This is a genomic window from Anaeromyxobacter diazotrophicus (assembly GCF_013340205.1).
Taxonomy (GTDB): Bacteria; Myxococcota; Myxococcia; order Myxococcales; family Anaeromyxobacteraceae; genus Anaeromyxobacter_A; species Anaeromyxobacter_A diazotrophicus.
In genome coordinates, this window is the sequence record NZ_BJTG01000002.1 from 448,369 (window position 1) to 465,578 (window position 17,210).

17 protein-coding genes are annotated in these 17,210 nt (G+C 77.3%); 12 read left to right on the forward strand and 5 right to left on the reverse strand.

What is annotated here, in order from left to right:
- Positions 1 to 1,260: a glycosyltransferase family 4 protein gene (locus tag HWY08_RS05065; protein WP_176063570.1), complete on the reverse strand. Its 1,260-nt coding sequence runs from the start codon at positions 1,258 to 1,260 to the stop codon at positions 1 to 3.
- A gap of 111 nt (positions 1,261 to 1,371) precedes the next feature.
- On the opposite strand from HWY08_RS05065, the gene HWY08_RS05070 reads away from it, so the two are divergent.
- Positions 1,372 to 2,517 (forward strand): glycosyltransferase, encoded by a 1,146-nt coding sequence (locus HWY08_RS05070; RefSeq protein ID WP_176063572.1) that lies wholly within the window; start codon positions 1,372 to 1,374, stop codon positions 2,515 to 2,517.
- A gap of 3 nt (positions 2,518 to 2,520) precedes the next feature.
- On the opposite strand, the gene HWY08_RS05075 is transcribed toward HWY08_RS05070, so the two are convergent.
- Positions 2,521 to 4,044: a lipopolysaccharide biosynthesis protein gene (locus tag HWY08_RS05075; RefSeq protein WP_263858063.1), complete on the reverse strand. Its 1,524-nt coding sequence runs from the start codon at positions 4,042 to 4,044 to the stop codon at positions 2,521 to 2,523.
- A 221-nt stretch (positions 4,045 to 4,265) separates the two neighbouring features.
- Between HWY08_RS05075 and HWY08_RS05080 the strand changes: the two genes are divergently transcribed.
- Positions 4,266 to 4,955: a hypothetical protein gene (locus HWY08_RS05080; RefSeq protein ID WP_176063574.1), complete on the forward strand. Its 690-nt coding sequence runs from the start codon at positions 4,266 to 4,268 to the stop codon at positions 4,953 to 4,955.
- A gap of 4 nt (positions 4,956 to 4,959) precedes the next feature.
- Here the strand turns inward: HWY08_RS05080 and HWY08_RS05085 are convergent, their stop codons facing one another.
- Complete coding sequence (locus HWY08_RS05085; RefSeq protein WP_176063576.1) at positions 4,960 to 5,316, reverse strand: hypothetical protein; 357 nt, start codon at positions 5,314 to 5,316, stop codon at positions 4,960 to 4,962.
- Between the two features lie 65 nt (positions 5,317 to 5,381).
- Here HWY08_RS05085 and HWY08_RS05090 point away from each other — a divergent pair, with 65 nt between their 5' ends.
- From HWY08_RS05090 to HWY08_RS05105, 4 genes are read left to right on the forward strand one after another with little or no spacing between them, the layout of a single operon-like run.
- Positions 5,382 to 6,296, forward strand: coding sequence for an aminotransferase class IV (locus HWY08_RS05090; protein ID WP_176063578.1), 915 nt, complete (start codon positions 5,382 to 5,384; stop codon positions 6,294 to 6,296).
- An 11-nt stretch (positions 6,297 to 6,307) separates the two neighbouring features.
- Complete coding sequence (locus HWY08_RS05095) at positions 6,308 to 7,048, forward strand: HEAT repeat domain-containing protein (protein ID WP_176063580.1); 741 nt, start codon at positions 6,308 to 6,310, stop codon at positions 7,046 to 7,048.
- A 34-nt stretch (positions 7,049 to 7,082) separates the two neighbouring features.
- Positions 7,083 to 7,658, forward strand: coding sequence for a hypothetical protein (locus tag HWY08_RS05100; RefSeq protein WP_176063582.1), 576 nt, complete (start codon positions 7,083 to 7,085; stop codon positions 7,656 to 7,658).
- A complete protein-coding gene (locus HWY08_RS05105) occupies positions 7,655 to 9,337 on the forward strand; it encodes a SpoIID/LytB domain-containing protein (RefSeq protein ID WP_176063584.1) in 1,683 nt (560 codons plus the stop codon). Before HWY08_RS05100 ends, HWY08_RS05105 begins: the two co-directional genes overlap by 4 nt.
- Here HWY08_RS05105 and HWY08_RS05110 read toward each other — a convergent pair.
- Entirely contained in the window at positions 9,331 to 9,615 is a 285-nt protein-coding gene (locus HWY08_RS05110) for a hypothetical protein (RefSeq protein WP_176063586.1), read from the reverse strand. The two genes, HWY08_RS05105 and HWY08_RS05110, sit on opposite strands and share 7 nt — an antisense overlap.
- Positions 9,616 to 9,894: 279 nt before the next feature.
- On the opposite strand from HWY08_RS05110, the gene HWY08_RS05115 reads away from it, so the two are divergent.
- Positions 9,895 to 11,343: a sigma-54-dependent transcriptional regulator gene (locus HWY08_RS05115; protein ID WP_176063588.1), complete on the forward strand. Its 1,449-nt coding sequence runs from the start codon at positions 9,895 to 9,897 to the stop codon at positions 11,341 to 11,343.
- Positions 11,344 to 11,418: 75 nt separating this feature from the next.
- Here the strand turns inward: HWY08_RS05115 and HWY08_RS05120 are convergent, their stop codons facing one another.
- Positions 11,419 to 11,625: a hypothetical protein gene (locus HWY08_RS05120; protein WP_176063590.1), complete on the reverse strand. Its 207-nt coding sequence runs from the start codon at positions 11,623 to 11,625 to the stop codon at positions 11,419 to 11,421.
- 317 nt (positions 11,626 to 11,942) lie between these two features.
- On the opposite strand from HWY08_RS05120, the gene HWY08_RS05125 reads away from it, so the two are divergent.
- The 5 genes from HWY08_RS05125 to HWY08_RS05145 are packed head-to-tail and all read left to right on the forward strand — an operon-like array spanning position 11,943 to position 17,200.
- The gene (locus HWY08_RS05125; RefSeq protein WP_176063592.1) at positions 11,943 to 12,509 is read left to right on the forward strand and encodes a polysaccharide biosynthesis/export family protein; all 567 of its coding nucleotides are present in this window, start codon (positions 11,943 to 11,945) and stop codon (positions 12,507 to 12,509) included.
- 52 nt (positions 12,510 to 12,561) lie between these two features.
- Positions 12,562 to 13,692, forward strand: a complete 1,131-nt coding sequence (locus tag HWY08_RS05130; RefSeq protein WP_176063594.1) for a hypothetical protein — start codon at positions 12,562 to 12,564, stop codon at positions 13,690 to 13,692.
- 9 nt (positions 13,693 to 13,701) lie between these two features.
- A complete protein-coding gene (locus tag HWY08_RS05135) occupies positions 13,702 to 15,075 on the forward strand; it encodes a GumC family protein (protein ID WP_176063596.1) in 1,374 nt (457 codons plus the stop codon).
- A gap of 26 nt (positions 15,076 to 15,101) precedes the next feature.
- The gene (locus HWY08_RS05140) at positions 15,102 to 15,803 is read left to right on the forward strand and encodes a CpsD/CapB family tyrosine-protein kinase (RefSeq protein ID WP_176063598.1); all 702 of its coding nucleotides are present in this window, start codon (positions 15,102 to 15,104) and stop codon (positions 15,801 to 15,803) included.
- 8 nt (positions 15,804 to 15,811) lie between these two features.
- Positions 15,812 to 17,200, forward strand: coding sequence for an exopolysaccharide biosynthesis polyprenyl glycosylphosphotransferase (locus HWY08_RS05145; protein ID WP_176063599.1), 1,389 nt, complete (start codon positions 15,812 to 15,814; stop codon positions 17,198 to 17,200).
- The last annotated feature ends 10 nt before the right edge of the window (positions 17,201 to 17,210 follow it).

Below are 17,210 nucleotides of genomic sequence, written 5' to 3' on the forward strand. Positions count from 1 at the left end.
TCACCGGGAGGAGCCGGCGCGCCGGCCGGCGACGGACGCGTAGAGGTCGAGCGTGAGGTCCACGATCCGCTCCAGCCCGAAGCGGGCGAGCACGAGCGCCCGCGCCGCCTCCCCGCGCCGGGCGGCGCCGGGGCCGCCCTGGAGCGCCTCCGCCAGCGCCGCCGCCAGCGCCGGCGGATCCTCGGGCGGGACCAGGCGCCCGGCGCCGCCGTCGGCCAGCACCTCCGCCGAGCCGCCCACCCGCGTCGCGACCACCGGCAGCCCGCAGCTCATGGCTTCGAGGAGCGCCACCGGCAGGCCCTCCGTGCGCGACGGGAGCACCGCGGCGTCGGCGGCGCGCAGGTAGGGCGCCGCGTCCGGCACCGCCCCCACGAACGCGATCGACCCGCCCGCGCCGCGCGCCGACGCGAGCTGCTCGAGCCGCGCCTGCTCGGCCCCGGCGCCGACGAGGGCGAGGCGCGCGCCCGGCACCCGCGCCGCCACCTCCGGCCAGGCTTCGACGAGCACGTCCACTCCCTTCTCCGGCGCGAGGCGGCCCGTGTAGACGGCGAGCGGGCCGGCGGGGAGGCCGAGCGCCCGCCGCAGGGCGGCGCGCTCCGAGGCCCCGGCCGGCGCGTACCGCTCGGTGTCCACGCCGTTGCCGATGCTCCACAGCTTCTCCGGCGGCGCGCCCGCCGCCAGGAGCTCGTCGCGGATGGCGCGGCTCACCGCCACGAAGGCGTCGGCCCGCGTCACCACCGCCCGCAGCCGGGCCCGCCCCACCGCGCTCCGGGAGAGCACGCCGACGTCCCCGATCTCTCCGCACGCGTGCGGGTTCACGATGAGCGGAAGCCCCGCCAGCGGTCCGGCGGCGAGCCCCACCGTCGAGGGCGAGAGCAGCTGGTGCGCGTGCAGCACGTCCACCTGGCGCGCCAGCCGCAGGACGGCGCGCACCCCGCCGGCGACGAAGGCGAGGCTGCCCGCCGCGCCCTGCGCGCGCGCCAGCCCGACCCGGTGCACGCGGACCCCGCCCATCCGCTCGAACCGCGGGAGCCCCGGCTGGAGCCGCGTCACCACGTGGACCTCGGCGCCGCGGTCCGCGAGCTTCAGGCCGAGCCGCAGGGTGTGGCTCTGGATCCCGCCGATGGACGGTGGGAAGAGCGCCGTGAGGAGGCAGACCCGCGGGAGCCGCGCCGCCGCCGGTGCGCCCCCGCTCGCGCGCGACCCGTCGCCCCGCTCCGCCGCCGCCGCCACGCCCATCCAGCCTCCCCTCGCGTACAAGGGTGCACGCTCCTCGCCCGCACGGCCACCGCCCGCCCAGCGCCTCCCTCGGGGCCTGGGCGCCGCCTCCGCCCCGGCCCGCGGCGCCGGGCGTGCCCATATTCCAGGGACATGAGCCCACCCCGCCTCCGCGTCGTCGAGTTCACCAACTGCTTCCACGTGGGCGGCGGGGAGGTGCAGGTGCTGGAGCTCCTCCGGCGGCTCCCGGCCAGCTACCAGGTGTCGCTGCACGCGCTCGACCGGAGCGGGCCGCTCCTCGAGGAGACGCGGGCGCTCGGCTACGAGCCGATCGTCCACCCGCTCGGCGGCTCGTTCATGCGCCCCGCGGCGCTGGCCGAGACCATGAGGCTCGGGCAGTGGCTGCGCCGCGAGCGCATCGACCTCGTCCACGCGCACGACTTCTACGCGGCGCTCCTCGCGGTCCCGGCCGCGCGGATGGCCGGGGTGCCGGTGGCGGTGAGCCGGCTCGACCTCGTGCACTGGCACGGCCGGGCGCGGCACCTCGCCTTCGCGGCCGCCTCGCACGCCGCGGACGTGGTGGTGGCCAACTGCGAGGCGGTGCGCGACCTGGTCGTGCACGTGGAGCGGGTGGCGCCGGAGAAGGCGATCGTCATCCGGAACGGCCTCGACCTGCCGCGCTTCGACGCCCTGCGCGCCGCGCCGCTCCAGGGTCCGCTCCCCGACACCGGCGCGGCGCCGCTCGCGATCCTGGTGGCCAACATGCGGCACGAGGTGAAGCGGCACGAGGACTTCCTGGCCGCCTTCGCGCAGGTCCGGCGCGGGGTGCCGGAGGCGCAGGCGCTCCTCGTCGGCGAGGGGCGGCGCCAGGAGCAGCTGGCCGCGCACGCGCGCGAGCTCGGCCTCGAGGGCGCCGTCCACTTCCTGGGCGCCCGCAAGGACGTCCCGGCGCTGCTGGCGCGCGCCACCTTCGGCGTGCTCTGCTCGCGCCAGGAGGGGCTCTCGAACGCCGTCATGGAGGGCATGGCGGCCGGGCTGCCCATGGTCGTGACCGACGCCGGCGGCAACGCCGAGCTGGTGAAGGACGGCGCCCGCGGGTTCGTCGTGCCTCCCGAGCGCCCGGACGCGCTCGCCCAGGCCATGCTGCGCATCCTGGCCGACCCCGCCCGCGCCCGGCGCATGGGCCAGGCGGCCCGCCGCTTCGTCGAGGAGGAGCTGGGCCTCGACCGGATGATCGCCGAGCACGATCGGCTGTACCGGCGGCTGGCGCGCCGGGCCGAGGCGGCCCGGGCCGCGTAGCCCCTACGGCGCCGCCGCCACCGCCCGCTTCGCGCGGCGGCGCTCCAGCAGGGCGCCGAGGGCGCCCGGCACCTGGGCCCCGGAGGCGAGCAGCTGCCACAGGTACCCGGCGCCGAACACGAGCGAGGCCACCCCCAGCGCGAAGACGCGGTGCAGGGAAGACCCCCGCGGCGCCACCTCGAAGCGCGCCGCGAGCTGGTAGGCGGCCGCGCCCAGGGCGGCGAGCCCCACCGCCACCGCGACCGTGCGCGCGAGCGCGCGCCCCGGGACGAGCTCGCCGAGCCGCACGGCGTGGCCGCGCGACGACAGCGCGCGCGGCACGCGCCAGGCGAGGAGCGCCCGGCCGAGGAACTCCGAGCCCACGTAGGCGGCGGCCGCGCCCGGGAGGCCGAAGCGCTCCACCGCCAGCCACACCACCGGGATGCTGACCGCCGCCTTGAGGACGTAGGTGAGGAGGATGTGGCGCGTCTCGCCCCGCGCCCGCAGCGTCGCGTCGAGCGGCCAGATCCCGAGCGGCATGACCAGCAGGCAGACGCGGAAGAGCGGCGCCGCCCCGGCGAACCGAGGCCCGAACATGGTGGTGATGAAGGCGGGCGCCACCGCGAAGACGAAGGCGATGGGCGGCAGCAGCAGCGCCGCGAGCCGCGCCACCGCGTCCCGGAACGCCGCCGCGCCCTCGCTGCGGCGGCCGGCGCGGTCGAGCTCGCCGAGCTGGACCATCAGCACCTCGCCGGTCGGCGTGTAGAAGAGGTCCACGAACGGGAGCTCGAAGCAGGCCACCGCGTACACCGCGAAGAGCGCCGGGCCGACCGCGTGCGCGACGATGAACTGGTGCGCGTACTGCTGCGGGATGGCGAAGACGATGGCCATCCCGAAGGGCAGGGCGTAGGCGAGCTGCTGGCGGAACAGCGCCCGGTCCCAGAGCCGCCCGCGCTGGGCGAGCAGCGTGATGGCCCAGGCGGTGCCGAGCCGCAGCGAGGCCCAGGCGACCATCGCGCGCATCATCCCGTGCAGGCCCAGCCCGATCAGCGCCGGGACGATCAGCGCCGCGGCGCGGAGGGCGTCGGAGCCGAGGTAGAACAGCGCCGCCAGCCTCGTCCGGCCCTGCGAGGTGATCGACGGCTCGAGCGGGGCCGCCCCCACCGCCAGCGCCGTGAAGAGCGCCAGCTCCAGCCGGTGCTCCAGGATCCCCGGGGTGGAGAGAGCGCGCGCCAGGAGCGGCGCCGCCGCGAGGAGCGCCGCGCCGCCCAACCCGCCGGCGGCGAGCATGAAGGCGAGCGTCTGCCCGAAGTAGACCCGCGGCTCGCGCGCGCGGGGCACGAAGAAGTAGAGGCTCTGCGCCACCCCGAGGGGCAGCACCGCCGCCGCGGTCAGGGAGACGAGGAAGAGCAGCTTGTAGGTGCCGTACTCCGCCTGCGGCATCATCCGCGCCAGCACGAGCGGGATGAAGAGCGTGACGCAGGCCGAGGCGAGGCGCGCCGCGATGAGCGGGCCGGCGCGGCCGAGCAGGGAGGGTTGCGTGGGCACGGGTCGAGGGCGGCCGCGCCGCCGCGCGGCGCTGCGGCAGAAAGCTGCCCACGCGCCGGCGGGCGCACAAGGCGGCGCTGGACCGCCTGGGGCCTCGGCGGCAGCGCTCGTCCCCTCCGGGAGGGCGGCCGCGGACCGCACCCGCGCCGGGTCGCCGGATGGTAACGTCGAGCCCCGCGCGAGCGCAGGTGGCGACGAGGAGCGGCGCGCGAGGAGGCCGCATGATCGGATTCGCTCGGGCGGGCCGCGCCGCCGCCGCGCTGCTCGCACTCGCCGCGTGCGCCGCCGGCCGCACGCGCCCGCCTGCGGCCGCGGAGGCGGCGCCGCTGGAGGCCACCCGCGCCTTCTACCGGGCGCTGCACGCCGGGGACGCGTCGGGGGCGGCGCGGCTCGTGGACGGCCCCCGCGCCGGCGAGGCGACCGCCGCCTTCGTGCAGCTGGCGCGGGCCTACGAGGCGCTGGAGCAGGCGATCGCGGCGCGCTTCGGCCGCGAGGCCGCCCGCGCGGTCGGCTATGCCGAGCGAGTGGCGGCGGAGGAGGACGCGCTGCGCAGCGCCCGGGCGGAGGTGCAGGGCGACCGCGCCACCGTCCTCTCCGAGGAGCGCCCGCTGGCGACCCTGCGCCGCGTGGACGGGGCGTGGAAGGTGGTCCTGGAGGAGGCGCTCGCGGACGAGCACGGCCTGGCCGCGCTCGCGGGCGAGGCCGAGGCGAGCGCGGTCGCGGCAGAGAAGGTGGGGCCCGCGGTCCGCGGCGGCCTCTTCGACAGCGCCGCGGACGCCCTGGAGACGTTCCGCAACGAGGCGGACATCGCCCGCGGCGGGCTGGTGCCGGACGGCGAAGGGCCGGGAGAGCCGGCGTCGCCCGACGCGGAGCAGCCTGGGGAGCCGCTGGAGGGAGGCCCGGAGCTGTGAAGCTTCAGCGGACGCGGCGGGCGGCGGCGGTCGCGAGGCGCGGCGCGGGGGCAGCCGCGCTCGGCGGACGGACGGCCGCCGGGAGCTGCTCCTGCTCCAGCCGCGCGAACCAGCGCGCCGCGCGCGCCTTGAGGCGCGCCCAGGCGATCTCGTCGGCGCTCGCCTGCGGCGGCCCCGCCGCGCCGGAGGGGGGGGCGGCCTCCACGCGGCGCGCCCCGGCCCCGGCCCGGAACACCTCGCTGTAGAGCGAGGAGTGGGTCCGGTTGCAGAATGGGCACTGCCAGTAGCGCACCGGGCTGCCGGCGGCCGACCAGGTCGTCATGAGGACGCGGCAGTGGGTGCACTCGACATCGTGAGGCATGACATCGAGAGATATCTCCCCACCCGACCGCATGGTCAATTTCCTGGCCCACTCCCGGAGGGGACATGGCGACGGTGGTGAACCTGGACGGGAAGCTCGTCCCGCCCGCGAAGGCGACCATCTCGGTCTTCGATCGCGGGTTCCTCTACGGCGACAGCGTCTACGAGGTGGTGCGCACGTACCGGCGCCGCCCCTTCGAGCTCGACGCGCACCTCGCGCGGCTGGCGCGCTCGGCCGGGCGGCTCGGCCTGGAGCCGGCCTGGGACGCGCCGCGCACGCGGCGCGAGCTGCTCGCCACCCTGGCGGCGGTCCCGCCGGAGGCCGACCCCGACCCGGAGGCCGCGCCCTGGAACCAGGGCCAGCTCTCGCTGCGCGTCATCATGACGCGCGGCGCGGGCGAGCTCGGGCTCGACCCTGCGCTCGCGGTCGAGCCGCGCGCGCTCGTCATCGCGAGCCCGCTGCGCGCGCCGCCGCTGGCCGCCTACCGCGCCGGGGTCGGCTGCCGGATCGTGGGCGTGCGCCACGAGGCGCCCGGCGCGGTTGATCCGGGCGCGAAGACGGGGGCCCACCTCGCGAACGTGCTCGCCGTCCGCGAGGCGCGCGCCTCCGGCGCCCACGAGGCGCTCCTGCTCGGAGCGGGCGGGCAGGTGACGGAGGGCGCCTCCTCCAACGTGTTCGCCGTGCGCGCCGGCGCGCTCGTGACCCCGCCGCTCGGGGCCGGCATCCTGGCCGGCGTGACGCGCGCCCTCGTGCTGGAGCTCGCGCGCGAGGCCGGGCTGCCGGCGCGCGAGGCGCCGCTCCTCCCCGCGGATCTGGCCGGGGCGGAGGAGCTCTTCCTCACCTCCACCGCGCGCGAGATCCTGCCGGTGACCTCGCTCGACGGCCGGCCCGCGGGCGGGGGGCGAGTGGGTCCGGTGACCACCCGGCTCGGGGCGCTGTTCCGCGCCAGGGCCGACCGCGCCGCCGGCGGGCCGGGATAGAGTCGCGGCGGATGTCCAGGTTCCCCCTCCACGCCCTCCTGGCCGCCGCGGCGCTGGCGGCGACGCCCCCGGCCCGCGCCGGGGACGCGCAGGCGGCGCGGGCCCTGGCGGCGCTCCGGCAGGACCCCTCTCGCAAGGTGCGAGCCCGGGCGGCCGAGGTGCTGGCGGGGCGCGCCGGCCGCGGGGCGGTCCCGGCGCTGTGCCGGACCCTCACCGAGGACGAGGCGGCGGCCGTGCGCGTCGCGGCGGCCTCGGCGCTGCAGCGGCTGGGCGATCCGTCGGCCCGGTGGGCGCTCCGGGACGCCTCGGCCCGCGACCCCGACCCGAGCGTGCGCGAGGCGGCGAGCCGCGCGCTCGACGTGCTGCTGCGGGGCGCCCGGGCGGTGGTGCTGGAGGAGCCGCAGGGCGGCGGCGCCGCGGCGCGCGCGGCGCTCCAGCGCGCGCTGGCGGCCGAGCTGCCGCGGCGCGGCTTCGCGGTGGTGGACGGGCGCGCGGCGGCGGGGTACCACCTGAAGCCGGCCGTGCTCAGGGTGGACCTCTCGCGCGCCGGCGGCGGTGCGCGGGTCGAGGTGAAGGCCTCGGTGGTCGCGGTGGACGGGAGCGGCCGGATCGCGGCGATGGTGGAGGGAGGCGCCCGCGCTCGCACCGCCGCGGCGGGCGCGCCGGTGGAGGAGCTCGAGGCGCAGGCCTTCGCCGCCGCCGCCGGCAGCCTGTGCGAGGACCTGGCGCGGCGCCTTCTCGAGGCGCCGTGAGCCGGAGACGCCCCGCGATGGGAGGAGCCCCGCCATGAAGACCGCGCCGCGCCGCGCCAGCCCCCGCCGCCGCTGGAAGAGCCTCGTGCTCGACCCCGCCCTGCAGCTCCGCCTGGGCGCCTCGCTGGCGGCGGTGGCGAGCGCGCTGTCGCTCGCGCTCGGCTGGCAGGTGTGGCGCGCCTACCGCGAGGCTTCGCGGCTCGTGGCGCTGACCGATCCCCGGGCCGACGAGGTCGTGGCGGCGCTCCTCCGCGCCGAGGACCGGCGCCGCATCGCGCTGCTGGCGGCGGTGCTGGCGGTGGTGATCGTGGCGCTCGGCGTCGCCGCGGTGGTGGGGGCCCACCGCATCGCCGGGCCGGCCTTCGCGCTGGGGCGCAGCTGCCGGGCGGTGGCGGCCGGGGTGCTCCCGCGGCCGCGGCCGCTCCGGCGCGGCGACCTCCTGGGCGGCCTCGGCGCGGACGTCGCGGCCATGCTGGAGGCGCTCCGCGCGCGCGAGGAGGAGGAGCGGGCGCTCCTCGCCGAGGCGGCGGCCGCGCCGCCGGAGCGCGCGCGGGAGATCGCGGCCGGGCTCGCCGCGCGCAAGGCGCGGCGGCTGGAGGAGGGCGGGTGACGCGCCTCCTGGCCGCGCTCTGGCTCGCCGCGAGCGATCTCGCGCCCCCGGCCCCCCACCCGCTGCCGCCGCCGCTGCCGGCCCCGGAGGCCGTGCAGCAGCCCGCCCGGCGCGAGCCGGACGACGCGCTCGACCTCCTCTGGAGCCACCGGCTCAACTTCGCCGCCGGCGGCGCGCCGCTCGTGACGGTGCGGCTCATGGAGGGCCAGGCCGAGGTCGCCTTCCGCCCGCGGGCCCGCGCCCGGCTGCGCGCGCGCGGCGGGGCCGTGCTCGAGGTCCCGGCCGGCGAGGCGCTCCGGGTGCGGGCGGTGGGGGCCCTCCCGGCGGCGCTCGCGCACCACCCGCTGCTCGGGGAGGCGGTGTTCGCCGACCGCGCGCGGCTGGCCGCCCTCCGCCGGCTGTGGGAGGAGCGCGGGGTGGCGGTGGAGCAGCGCCTCACCGGCGGGATCTACGGCATCGCCGGGCGGGTGGTGGACAGCCGCCGCGTCGTGCTCCTCGCGAGCGGCGACGGCAGCGAGGGGTTCGCCCACGAGTTCGCGGAGGAGGCGCTGGCGCAGTACGGCAGCCGCACCGGCACCTTCAGCGAGGTGGTGCGCCGCCCGACCGGGCAGCTCGAGGTGCTGGACGCGGCGGGGCGGCGGCTCGCGGCCGCGGACGCGCTCCTCACGCTGGAGGTGGACGGCGACGCCGGGGTGGTGGTGAGCGCGGTCGAGCACGACGTCGGCTACGCGGCGCACGGCCGGGAGGACCGCGCCTACCGCGGGCGGCTCCACGTCACGCTCGACGCCTCCGGCCGGCTGGCGGCGGTGCTGGCGGTGCCGCTCGAGGAGCTCCTGCGCGGGCTCGTCCCGAGCGAGATCCCCGCCGGCGCGGCGCGCGAGGCGCTCAAGGCCCAGGCGGTGACCGCGCGCTCCAACGTCCTGGCGCAGATCGGGACGCGCCACCTGACCGACCCGTGGGTGCTCTGCAGCGAGGTGCACTGCCAGGCCTACCGCGGCGAGGCGGCCCAGACCGCCGCCACCGACGCCGCCGTGCGCGAGACCGCCGGCGAGGCGCTCTTCGGCCGCGCCGACCGGGCGCTGGTGGACGCGGTCTACTCCGCCCTGTGCGGCGGGCACGGCGAGGACAACGACGCGGTGTGGCCGGTCCCACCCGACGCGAGCCTGCGCGGTCACCCCGATCTGCCCCCGGGCGCCGCCCAGGCCTGGGCGGGCGGGCTGCGCGACGAGGCGCGGCTGCGCGCCTTCCTCGCCGCGCCCCCCCAGGCGTGGTGTGCCCGCGCCCGCGGCGCGCCCCGGGAGCGGTGGCGCTGGGAGCGCCGGCTCTCGCCGGCCGAGCTCGACGCGCTCGCCGCACCCCTGGGGGTCGGGCACGTGGTGCAGCTCGAGGTGACCTCGCGCGGGGTGTCGGGCCGCGCGCGCTCGCTCACCGTCACCGGCGAGACCGGGACCGGGGTGGTGGAGGGCGAGCTGCGCATCCGCCGCTTCCTGGGAAACCTGCCGAGCGCGATGATCGCGCTCGACCGCGAGGGGCCGGCGCTCGTCGTCCGGGGAGGCGGCTGGGGCCACGGCGCGGGCATGTGCCAGTGGGGCGCGGTCGGCCGCGCCGAGGCGGGCCAGGACTACCGGGAGATCCTCCGCGCCTACTATTCGGGGGCGGAGGTGGGCCGCATCTACTGAGGGCGCGGTCCGCCGCCGCGCGCGCCCGGCAGGTCGTCGAGCCGCAGCGACTTCTGCCGGCGCCGCGGCCTGAGCGCCAGCGCGGCGGCGGCGGCGGTGAGGAGCGCGAGCGCGCCGACCAGCGCCCAGACGAGGGCCATGCGCGAGGCGAGCGCCGCCTCGCCCCCCTCGAGCGCGCGGGCGGCCCGACGCGCCTCCGCGGCGCGCCACAGCATGAAGCCGCCTCCGGCGGCGAGCAGCGCGGCGCGCAGGGCGACGCGAGAGCGGGAGAGGCGCACGCGGTCTCTATCGCACGGCCGCGGCCGGGAGGGGAGGGGGACCCGCGCCCGGGCCCGGGCCCGCGCTCGCCGCCGCGCGACGCGGCCGCGGCTCCCCCGGCGGCGGGGTGACGGGCAGGCGCCAGCCGGATCGCCGGGCGCCGCGATCGGGCAGGTGCGGGAATCGACCGCGGAACGCAGCTTCCTCGCAGCGGCAAATGCTGGGCGTCCCAGGGCAGGAGAGCGGCCCAACAGGGCGGCCGCCGCCACGGAGACGACGCCGGACGGAGGTGCCCCGCGATGGACCGCAACGCCACCATCCTGGTCGTCGAGGACGACGCCCCGACCCGCTCGGCGCTCTGCGAGTACCTGGGGATGGCGGGGTACCGCGTGCGGACGGCCGCGAGCGGCGGCGAGGGGCTCGCCGCGCTCCAGGCGCGCAGCGACGTCGACGCCGTGCTGCTCGACCTCGTCATGCCGGACATGGACGGCTTCGAGCTCCTGCGGCGCTATCGCGCCTCGCAGGGTCAGGCGGCGGTGGTCGTGCTGTCCGGCCTCTCCGAGGCGGAGAACGTCGTGAAGGCCATGAAGTTCGGCGCCGCCGACTACCTGCCGAAGCCCTTCGATCCCTCGGAGCTGGACCTCGTCCTGCGCCGCGCCCTGGACAGCCGGGCGCCTGGCCGCGCCGGCCCGCGCCTCGCGTCCGCCAGCGGCGACGAAGCGCTCTCGCCGCCCATCACGCTCTCGGCGGCGATGGAGCGGGTGTGGGGGCTGGCGCAGCGGGTGGCCGACACCGACGTCCCGGTGCTGCTCGTCGGGGAGAGCGGCGTGGGCAAGGACGTGGTGGCGCGGCGCATCCACGCGCTCTCCCACCGCGCCGACAAGCCGTTCGTGAAGATCAACTGCGCCGCGCTGCCGGGCGAGCTCCTGGAGAGCGAGCTGTTCGGGCACGAGAAGGGCGCCTTCACCGGCGCTCACGCCGAGAAGCCGGGCAAGTTCGAGCTCGCGAACCACGGCACCATCTTCCTCGACGAGATCGGCGAGATGGACCCGCGGCTGCAGGCGAAGCTCCTCCAGGTCCTGCAGGACGAGGAGTTCTACCGGGTGGGCGGCAAGCGCTCGCTCCGGGTGGACGCGCGGGTGCTGGTGGCGACGAACCGCGACCTCGAGTCGGAGATCGAGGCGGGCACGTTCCGCGAGGATCTCTACTACCGGCTCAACGTCGTCACCCTGCGCGTGCCGCCGCTGCGCGAGCGCAAGGAGGACATCGAGCCGCTCGTGCACCACTTCGTGGAGAAGTACCGCCGGCGCTACCAGGGCGGCCTCGACCGCGTGCCGGACGACGTGATGGAGCGGTTCCACGCCTACGACTGGCCGGGGAACGTCCGGGAGCTGGAGAACCTCGTCCGCCGCCTGGTGGTGCTGAAGGATCCGAGCATGGTGCTGGGCGAGCTGACGCCCGCCCGCGCCGCCGCGCCCGAGCCGCCGCACGCCGCGCCGGCGGCGCCCGCCCCCGCGCCGGCCGGCGCCGCCCTGCACGCGCCGCTCCCCGAGGACGCGCCGCTCAAGGAGGTCGGGAAGCGCGCCGCCCGCATCGCGGAGCGCGAGGCCATCATCCGCGCGCTGGGCCGGACGGGCTGGAACAAGCGCAAGGCCGCCAAGCGCCTGCAGATCAGCTACAAGGCGCTGCTCTACAAGATCAAGGACTGCGAGATCGTCGATCCGCGCAACGCCGCCCTGATCGAGTGAAGGGGTGGCCTCGCGGGCCGGCGGCCGCGCGCCCGGGCGCGCTCGCCCGCGCGGCGGCGACCGGCAACCGCTCGCTCAGGGCCGCGCCACGCGCGGCGCGACGTCGTCCGCGGCCGGCGGCGCGCTCTCGGCGCGCGGCGCGGGCGAGCGCCCGCTCACGAAGAACAAGGTCGCGCCCAGCGCGAGGAGCACGAGCGGCTCCACGATCGGGCCGGGGAACAGGTGGCAGATGCCCCCGCCCAGCGAGAACAGCCCCACCGTCCACGCCGCCGCCCTGAGCATGCCTCGTCCTCTCCCGGGAACCGTCCCCACCGTCACCTGAGACAAGGTCATGTCGCGCCCGTCGCGGGGCAACGCCGCGGGAGCGCCGCGGTCGAGGAAGCGCCGGGGCCCGAGAGCGGAAACGTTTTCACCGTCGGCCGCCCGGACGCCGAGCGCCCTCGCAGCGGGCGCCGCGCTTTTCGCCGGCGGAGAGGCGCGCGCGGCCGGCCCCATCCCCCGTCAGGCCGTGGCACGCGGCGTGCGTAGGGTGCTGCGCAGCCGGGCGGCGGACCGTCCATGGACCGGTCCGCGGAGCGCCCCAGGAGAACGACACCGCCATGCGCCGAATGACCCTGCTGCTGTCCCTTGCCGCAGCCGCCTGCGCCAGCACCACGAAGGGTGAGCGCGTCGCGACGCAGCCGCCCTCCGAGTACCGGATCGGGCGCGAGGACGTGCTCGAGATCGTGGTGTGGCACGAGCCGGAGCTCACCCGGGTGATGCCGGTGCGGCCCGACGGGTTCATCGCGCTGCCGCTGGCCGGCGAGGTCCAGGCGGCGGGGAAGACCCCGGCGGAGCTGCGCACCGCGCTGACGACCGCCCTCACGCCCTACGTCAAGGACGCCGCGGTGGCGGTGCTCGTCCGCGAGATCAACGGCCCCCGCTTCTCGGTCATGGGCGAGGTGACGCACGCGGGCACCTTCCCGCTGCGGGGCGCCATCTCGGTGACCCAGGCGCTCGCCACCGCCGGCGGCACCAACGAGTTCGCCGGGGACGAGGTGGTGTGGCTGCGCCAGAAGCCCGACGGGAAGCAGGAGAAGGTGCGGCTCTCGCTCAAGGAGCTGGTCCACGGCGACGTCGAGGGCGCGCTCTGGCTCTCGCCGGGCGACGTGCTCTACGTTCCGTGAACCGGTTGCCCGCCGGCGCGGCGTGGGCCGGGGGCCGAGGAGGAGACGGGCGATGGGGACGCGACGGCTCGGCCAGGCGGTCTTGCTGGCCGCGGGGCTGTGCTCCGGAGCGCGGGCGGCGGCGAGCGTGCAGGTGGATCCCCTCGCCCGTCTCTCACTCGAGGGCGGCTACGACTCCAACGTGATGTACGACGGCCGCGGGGCCGGGGTGGGGATCCTCGCGCCCGACCTCGGGCTGCAGCTCCGCGACCACACCTGGAGCTTCGCCGCCGTGGCGGGCGGAGATCTCCTCGCGTACCCGTCGGCCGCGGTGGCCCGGAGCGCCCAGACGGTGTGGAACCAGCGCGGCAAGCTCGTGCTGCACCTCACCCCGAGCGCGCGCTTCAAGTTCGACGGCGACGCCACCGCGACCTACGCCTCCGACCCGGTCGGCCTGGCGCGGCTCGGCATCTTCGGGGCGGGCTCGACCACCGGCCTCGTCGCGCGCGCCGGGCTGCGCGGTGCCTGGCGCCTCGACCACGACTGGACGGTGGCGGGCACCCTCGCCGAGTACGTGGTGCGCTTCGGGGATGGGACCGGCTCCGCCTCGCACACGCCGGGCGTCGAGCTGGCGCGGAGGCTCGGGCACCGCCTCGACATGGGCGCCATCTACCGCTTCGACTACTTCCAGGCCTTGACGCCGGGTGCGGGTCACGCCACCGCGCACGAGCTGCAGTGGCTGCTGCGCTACCGCTGGACGCGGCACCTCACCCTCGAGCTGCAGGCGGGCCCCGCCTTCTGGAACCCCGCCGCGGGCGGGACGCAGGTCCTGCCGCAGGCGCTGGCCCAGCTCCTCGGCGCGAGCCGCGCCGGCGACGTGCGGCTCACCCTGAAGCACGGCGTCGGCCTCGGCATCTTCGGAACGCCCGGGCTCTTCGACTCCGCGGAGGGCGCCTTCACCTGGAAGATCACCCGGAAGGTCCACCTGCACGCCGACGGGGGCCTGTGGCGCAGCGGCGACATCCCCTGGGGGGCGAACGGCGCGACGGGGTACGGCCTGGAAGGAGAGCTTGCGTATTTCTTTTTGCGCAACGTGAAGGTGGCGCTCGCTGGGTCCCGGTTCGCGCGGCTGGACGCAGGCACTAGCTTGTACGACCGGAACATCGTCGGGCTCCGGGTCGGCTGGGAGCTGGAGCATCGTTAGGGGGGCGGGATGGAGAGGACCTACACGCTGCGCGAGATGGTCGAGGCCGTGCGGCGCCGCCGGTGGCTGGCGCTCGGGGTGGCCGCGGTCGTGCTGATCATCGGAGCCGTCGCCATCGTGGGGACTCCGGACGAGTACCGGGCCGACTCGGTGATGCAGATCGAGCCGCACCAGGTGCCGCACGACTTCTTCCCGACCTCCGTGACCTCGTTCGACGAGCGCATGCGCACCCTCAAGCACGGCGTGCTCGCCCGCCCGGTGCTGGAGCGGGTGCTGGCCGAGACCGACTTCGTCCCCGGCTGGAAGGCGCACCCGGACGACGCCATCGAGAAGCTCCGCCGCGCGGTCGAGGTGCGCCTGGAGGGCGAGGTGGCGGGCGGGCCGCCGTCGCTGCTCTTCGTGGTGGAGGTGCGCGGGGCGGATCGGGCCAAGGTGGCCAAGGCCGCCGACCTCATCCCCCGCTACTACGCCGAGCTGACGCGCCAGGTGATGCAGGACCAGGCGAAGAACCTGGCCGGCGCGCTGCAGGCGCAGCTGGACGAGGTCTCGCAGCGCCTGGCCGGCGAGGAGCGCAAGCTCGTCGCGTTCAAGGCCGAGCACGCGCTGGAGGTGCCGGAGGCGAGCGAGGCCAACCAGCGCGCGGCCGCCACGCTCATGGCGCAGATCGACCTGCGCCTCGGCACGCTGGCGGACGCGAGGCGCCGCCGCACCGCCGCCTTCGCGGCCATCCCGGAGGCGTTCAGCACCGCCGGGCTCGCCGGCGGCAACGCCGAGGACGTGCTGCGGCGGCTCGAGACGGCGCGCGCCATGTACGGCGCCGAGCACCCCGAGGTGAAGCGGCTTGAGCGCCAGTACCAGGTGGTGACGGCGCGCAGCGGCGACTCGCAGAAGACGTTCGTGAAGGAGCGCGTCGACGCGCAGGTGGCCCGCATCGACGACGAGATCCGGACCAACGAGGCGGAGGTGGCGCGCCTGCAGAAGGAGCTCGGGGCCGTGCAGCGGCGGCTGGACGCGGCGCCGCAGCTCGGCGAGCAGTACCGGATCCTCGCGCGCGACTACGAGACCCTGCGCGGGAAGTACGCGAGCACGCTCTCGCGGGCGGCCGACGCGCGCGCCGCCGAGGCGCTCCTGGCGGCCGACGCCTCCGGGCTGTTCCGGGTGGTGCAGGCCGCGGTCGCGCCGAGCCGCCCGGCCGGGCCGAACCGGGTCAACCTGGCGCTGGTGGCTCTGGCGGCGGCGCTCGGCGCCGCGCTGCTGGCGGTCGCGGCCGGCGAGTACTTCGACACCACCCTGCGCGGGCCGCAGGACGCGAGCGCCTTCGGCGTGCCGGTGCTGGCCGCCATCCCCCGCATCGGGCCGCGCCGCGCCGGCGAGCACGCCTGAGACTGGGAGAAGGAGAGGAGAACCCCATGCCCGTCCCCGCCGAGAACCGCCTCACCGCGCCCCCGCCGCCGCAGGAGGACGGCCGCCTGCTGGCGCTGGCGCGCCCCGACTCCATGGCGGCCGAGCAGTACCGGGTGCTGCTGGCCCGGCTCGACCGGATGAAGGCCGCCCGGCCCATGCGCGTGGTCGCGGTCACCTCCTGCGCCCGGGGCGAGGGCCGCAGCATGACCGCCGCCAACCTCGCGCTCACCGCCGCCCGCGAGGGCCGCGAGGTGGCGCTCGTCGAGTGCGACCTGCGCCGGCCCAGCCTGGCCGCGCTGTTCGAGCTCGAGCCGCACGGCGGGCTGGCCGGGGTGGTGCAGGGCGAGGTCGAGCTGCAGCAGGCGCTGGCGCGCGTCGACGGGGTGATGGTGCTGTGCGCGGGCGAGGCGCGCGACCCGGCGGCGCTCCTCCGCCACCCGCGCCTCGCCATGACGCTCGACACGCTGCGGGCCTCCTTCCCGCTGGTGGTGCTCGACGCCCCGCCGGCGCTGGCGCTCTCCGACGCGGCGCGCCTGGAGGGCACCGTCGACGGCATGCTGCTGGTGGTGAAGGCGGGCGAGACGCCGCGCGAGCTGGTGCGGCTGGCGGTGGAGGCGCTCGGGGATCGGCTGCTCGGGATCGTCCTCAACGGCGTGGAGGAGCCAGGGTACGCGCGCTACCTCCGCCACGAGGCTTCGGCCCCGTAGGCGGCGACGTGGTCCGGGTCTTCAACCACTGGTTCTCGGGCCGCAAGGCGGCCTTCTTCATCGCCGAGGAGAGCGCGCTCGTGCTGGCGCTGCTGGCGGGGATGTCGCTCGGGCCGGTGGCGCACCCGCTCGTCACCCGCGAGCACGGGCTCGGGGCCGCCTTCCTGCGCGCGGCCATCGCCGCGCTCGCCTTCGCGGGGGCGCTCTACTTCGGCGACCTCTACGATCTCCGCTCGGCCGCCCGCGACCGGTTCGACGGCCGGCGGCTGCTGCGGGCGCTCGGGGTGGCGGTGGTGGTGCTGGCCCTGGCGTACCTCGCCCTGCCGGTGGTGGTGCCCATGGGGTGGATCCCGCGCCGCTCGCTGGTGCTGGCGGCGGCGGGCGGGGCGCTGGCGGTGATCGCCGTCCGGGCCGCCATGCCGGCGGTGGTCGGCGCCCCGACCCGCGTGCTCGTGCTCGGCACCGGCGCCCGGGCGCGGAAGCTCGCGCGCGACGTCGAGACCGAGGCCGACGGGCTGTTCGAGGTGGTGGGGTTCGCGGACTCGAACGGCGGCTCGCGCTCGGCCGACCCCGCGCTGCCCTTCGCCGGCGCCGTCGACCAGCTGGCGCGGCGGCTCCGGGCCGAGGTGGTGGTGGTGGCGGTGGAGGACCGGCGCGCCGGCCTGCCGGTGGACGCGCTCCTCGCCTGCCGCACCCACGGCGTGCAGGTCATGAGCGACGTGGCGTTCGCGGAGGCGACGCTGAAGCGCATCCCGCTCGACCTCCTCCGGCCGAGCGCGCTCATCTTCGACGAGGGGTTCCGGGCGGGCCCGGTCCGGCGGGCGGTGAAGCGCGCGGTGGACCTCGGCCTGGCGGTGGGCATGCTGCTCGCCGCCGGCCCGGTCATGCTGCTCACCGCCGCCGCGGTCGCGGCCGCCGACGGGCGCCCCATCCTCTACTCGCAGGAGCGCACCGGGGGCGGCGGCCGCCCGTACCGCATCTGGAAGTTCCGCACCATGCGCCGCGACGCCGAGGCGACCGGCGCGGTCTGGGCCACCGAGGCGGATCCCCGCGTGCTGCCGGTCGGCCGGCTGCTGCGCCGGACGCGGCTCGACGAGCTGCCGCAGCTCTGGAACGTGCTGCGCGGCGAGATGAGCTTCGTCGGCCCGCGCCCGGAGCGGCCCGTCTTCCTCGACGAGCTCAAGCGGCGCTGGCCGCTCTTCACGCTGCGCGAGCTCGTGAAGCCGGGGCTCACCGGCTGGGCGCAGCTCAAGTACCGCTACGGCTCCACCATGGAGGAGCAGGCCCGCAAGCTCGAGTACGACCTCTACTACGTGAAGAACACGTCGCTGTTCCTCGACCTCGTCTGCCTCTTCCACACCGCGAAGATCGTGCTGACGGGGCGGGGGGCGAAGTGATACCCGCCGC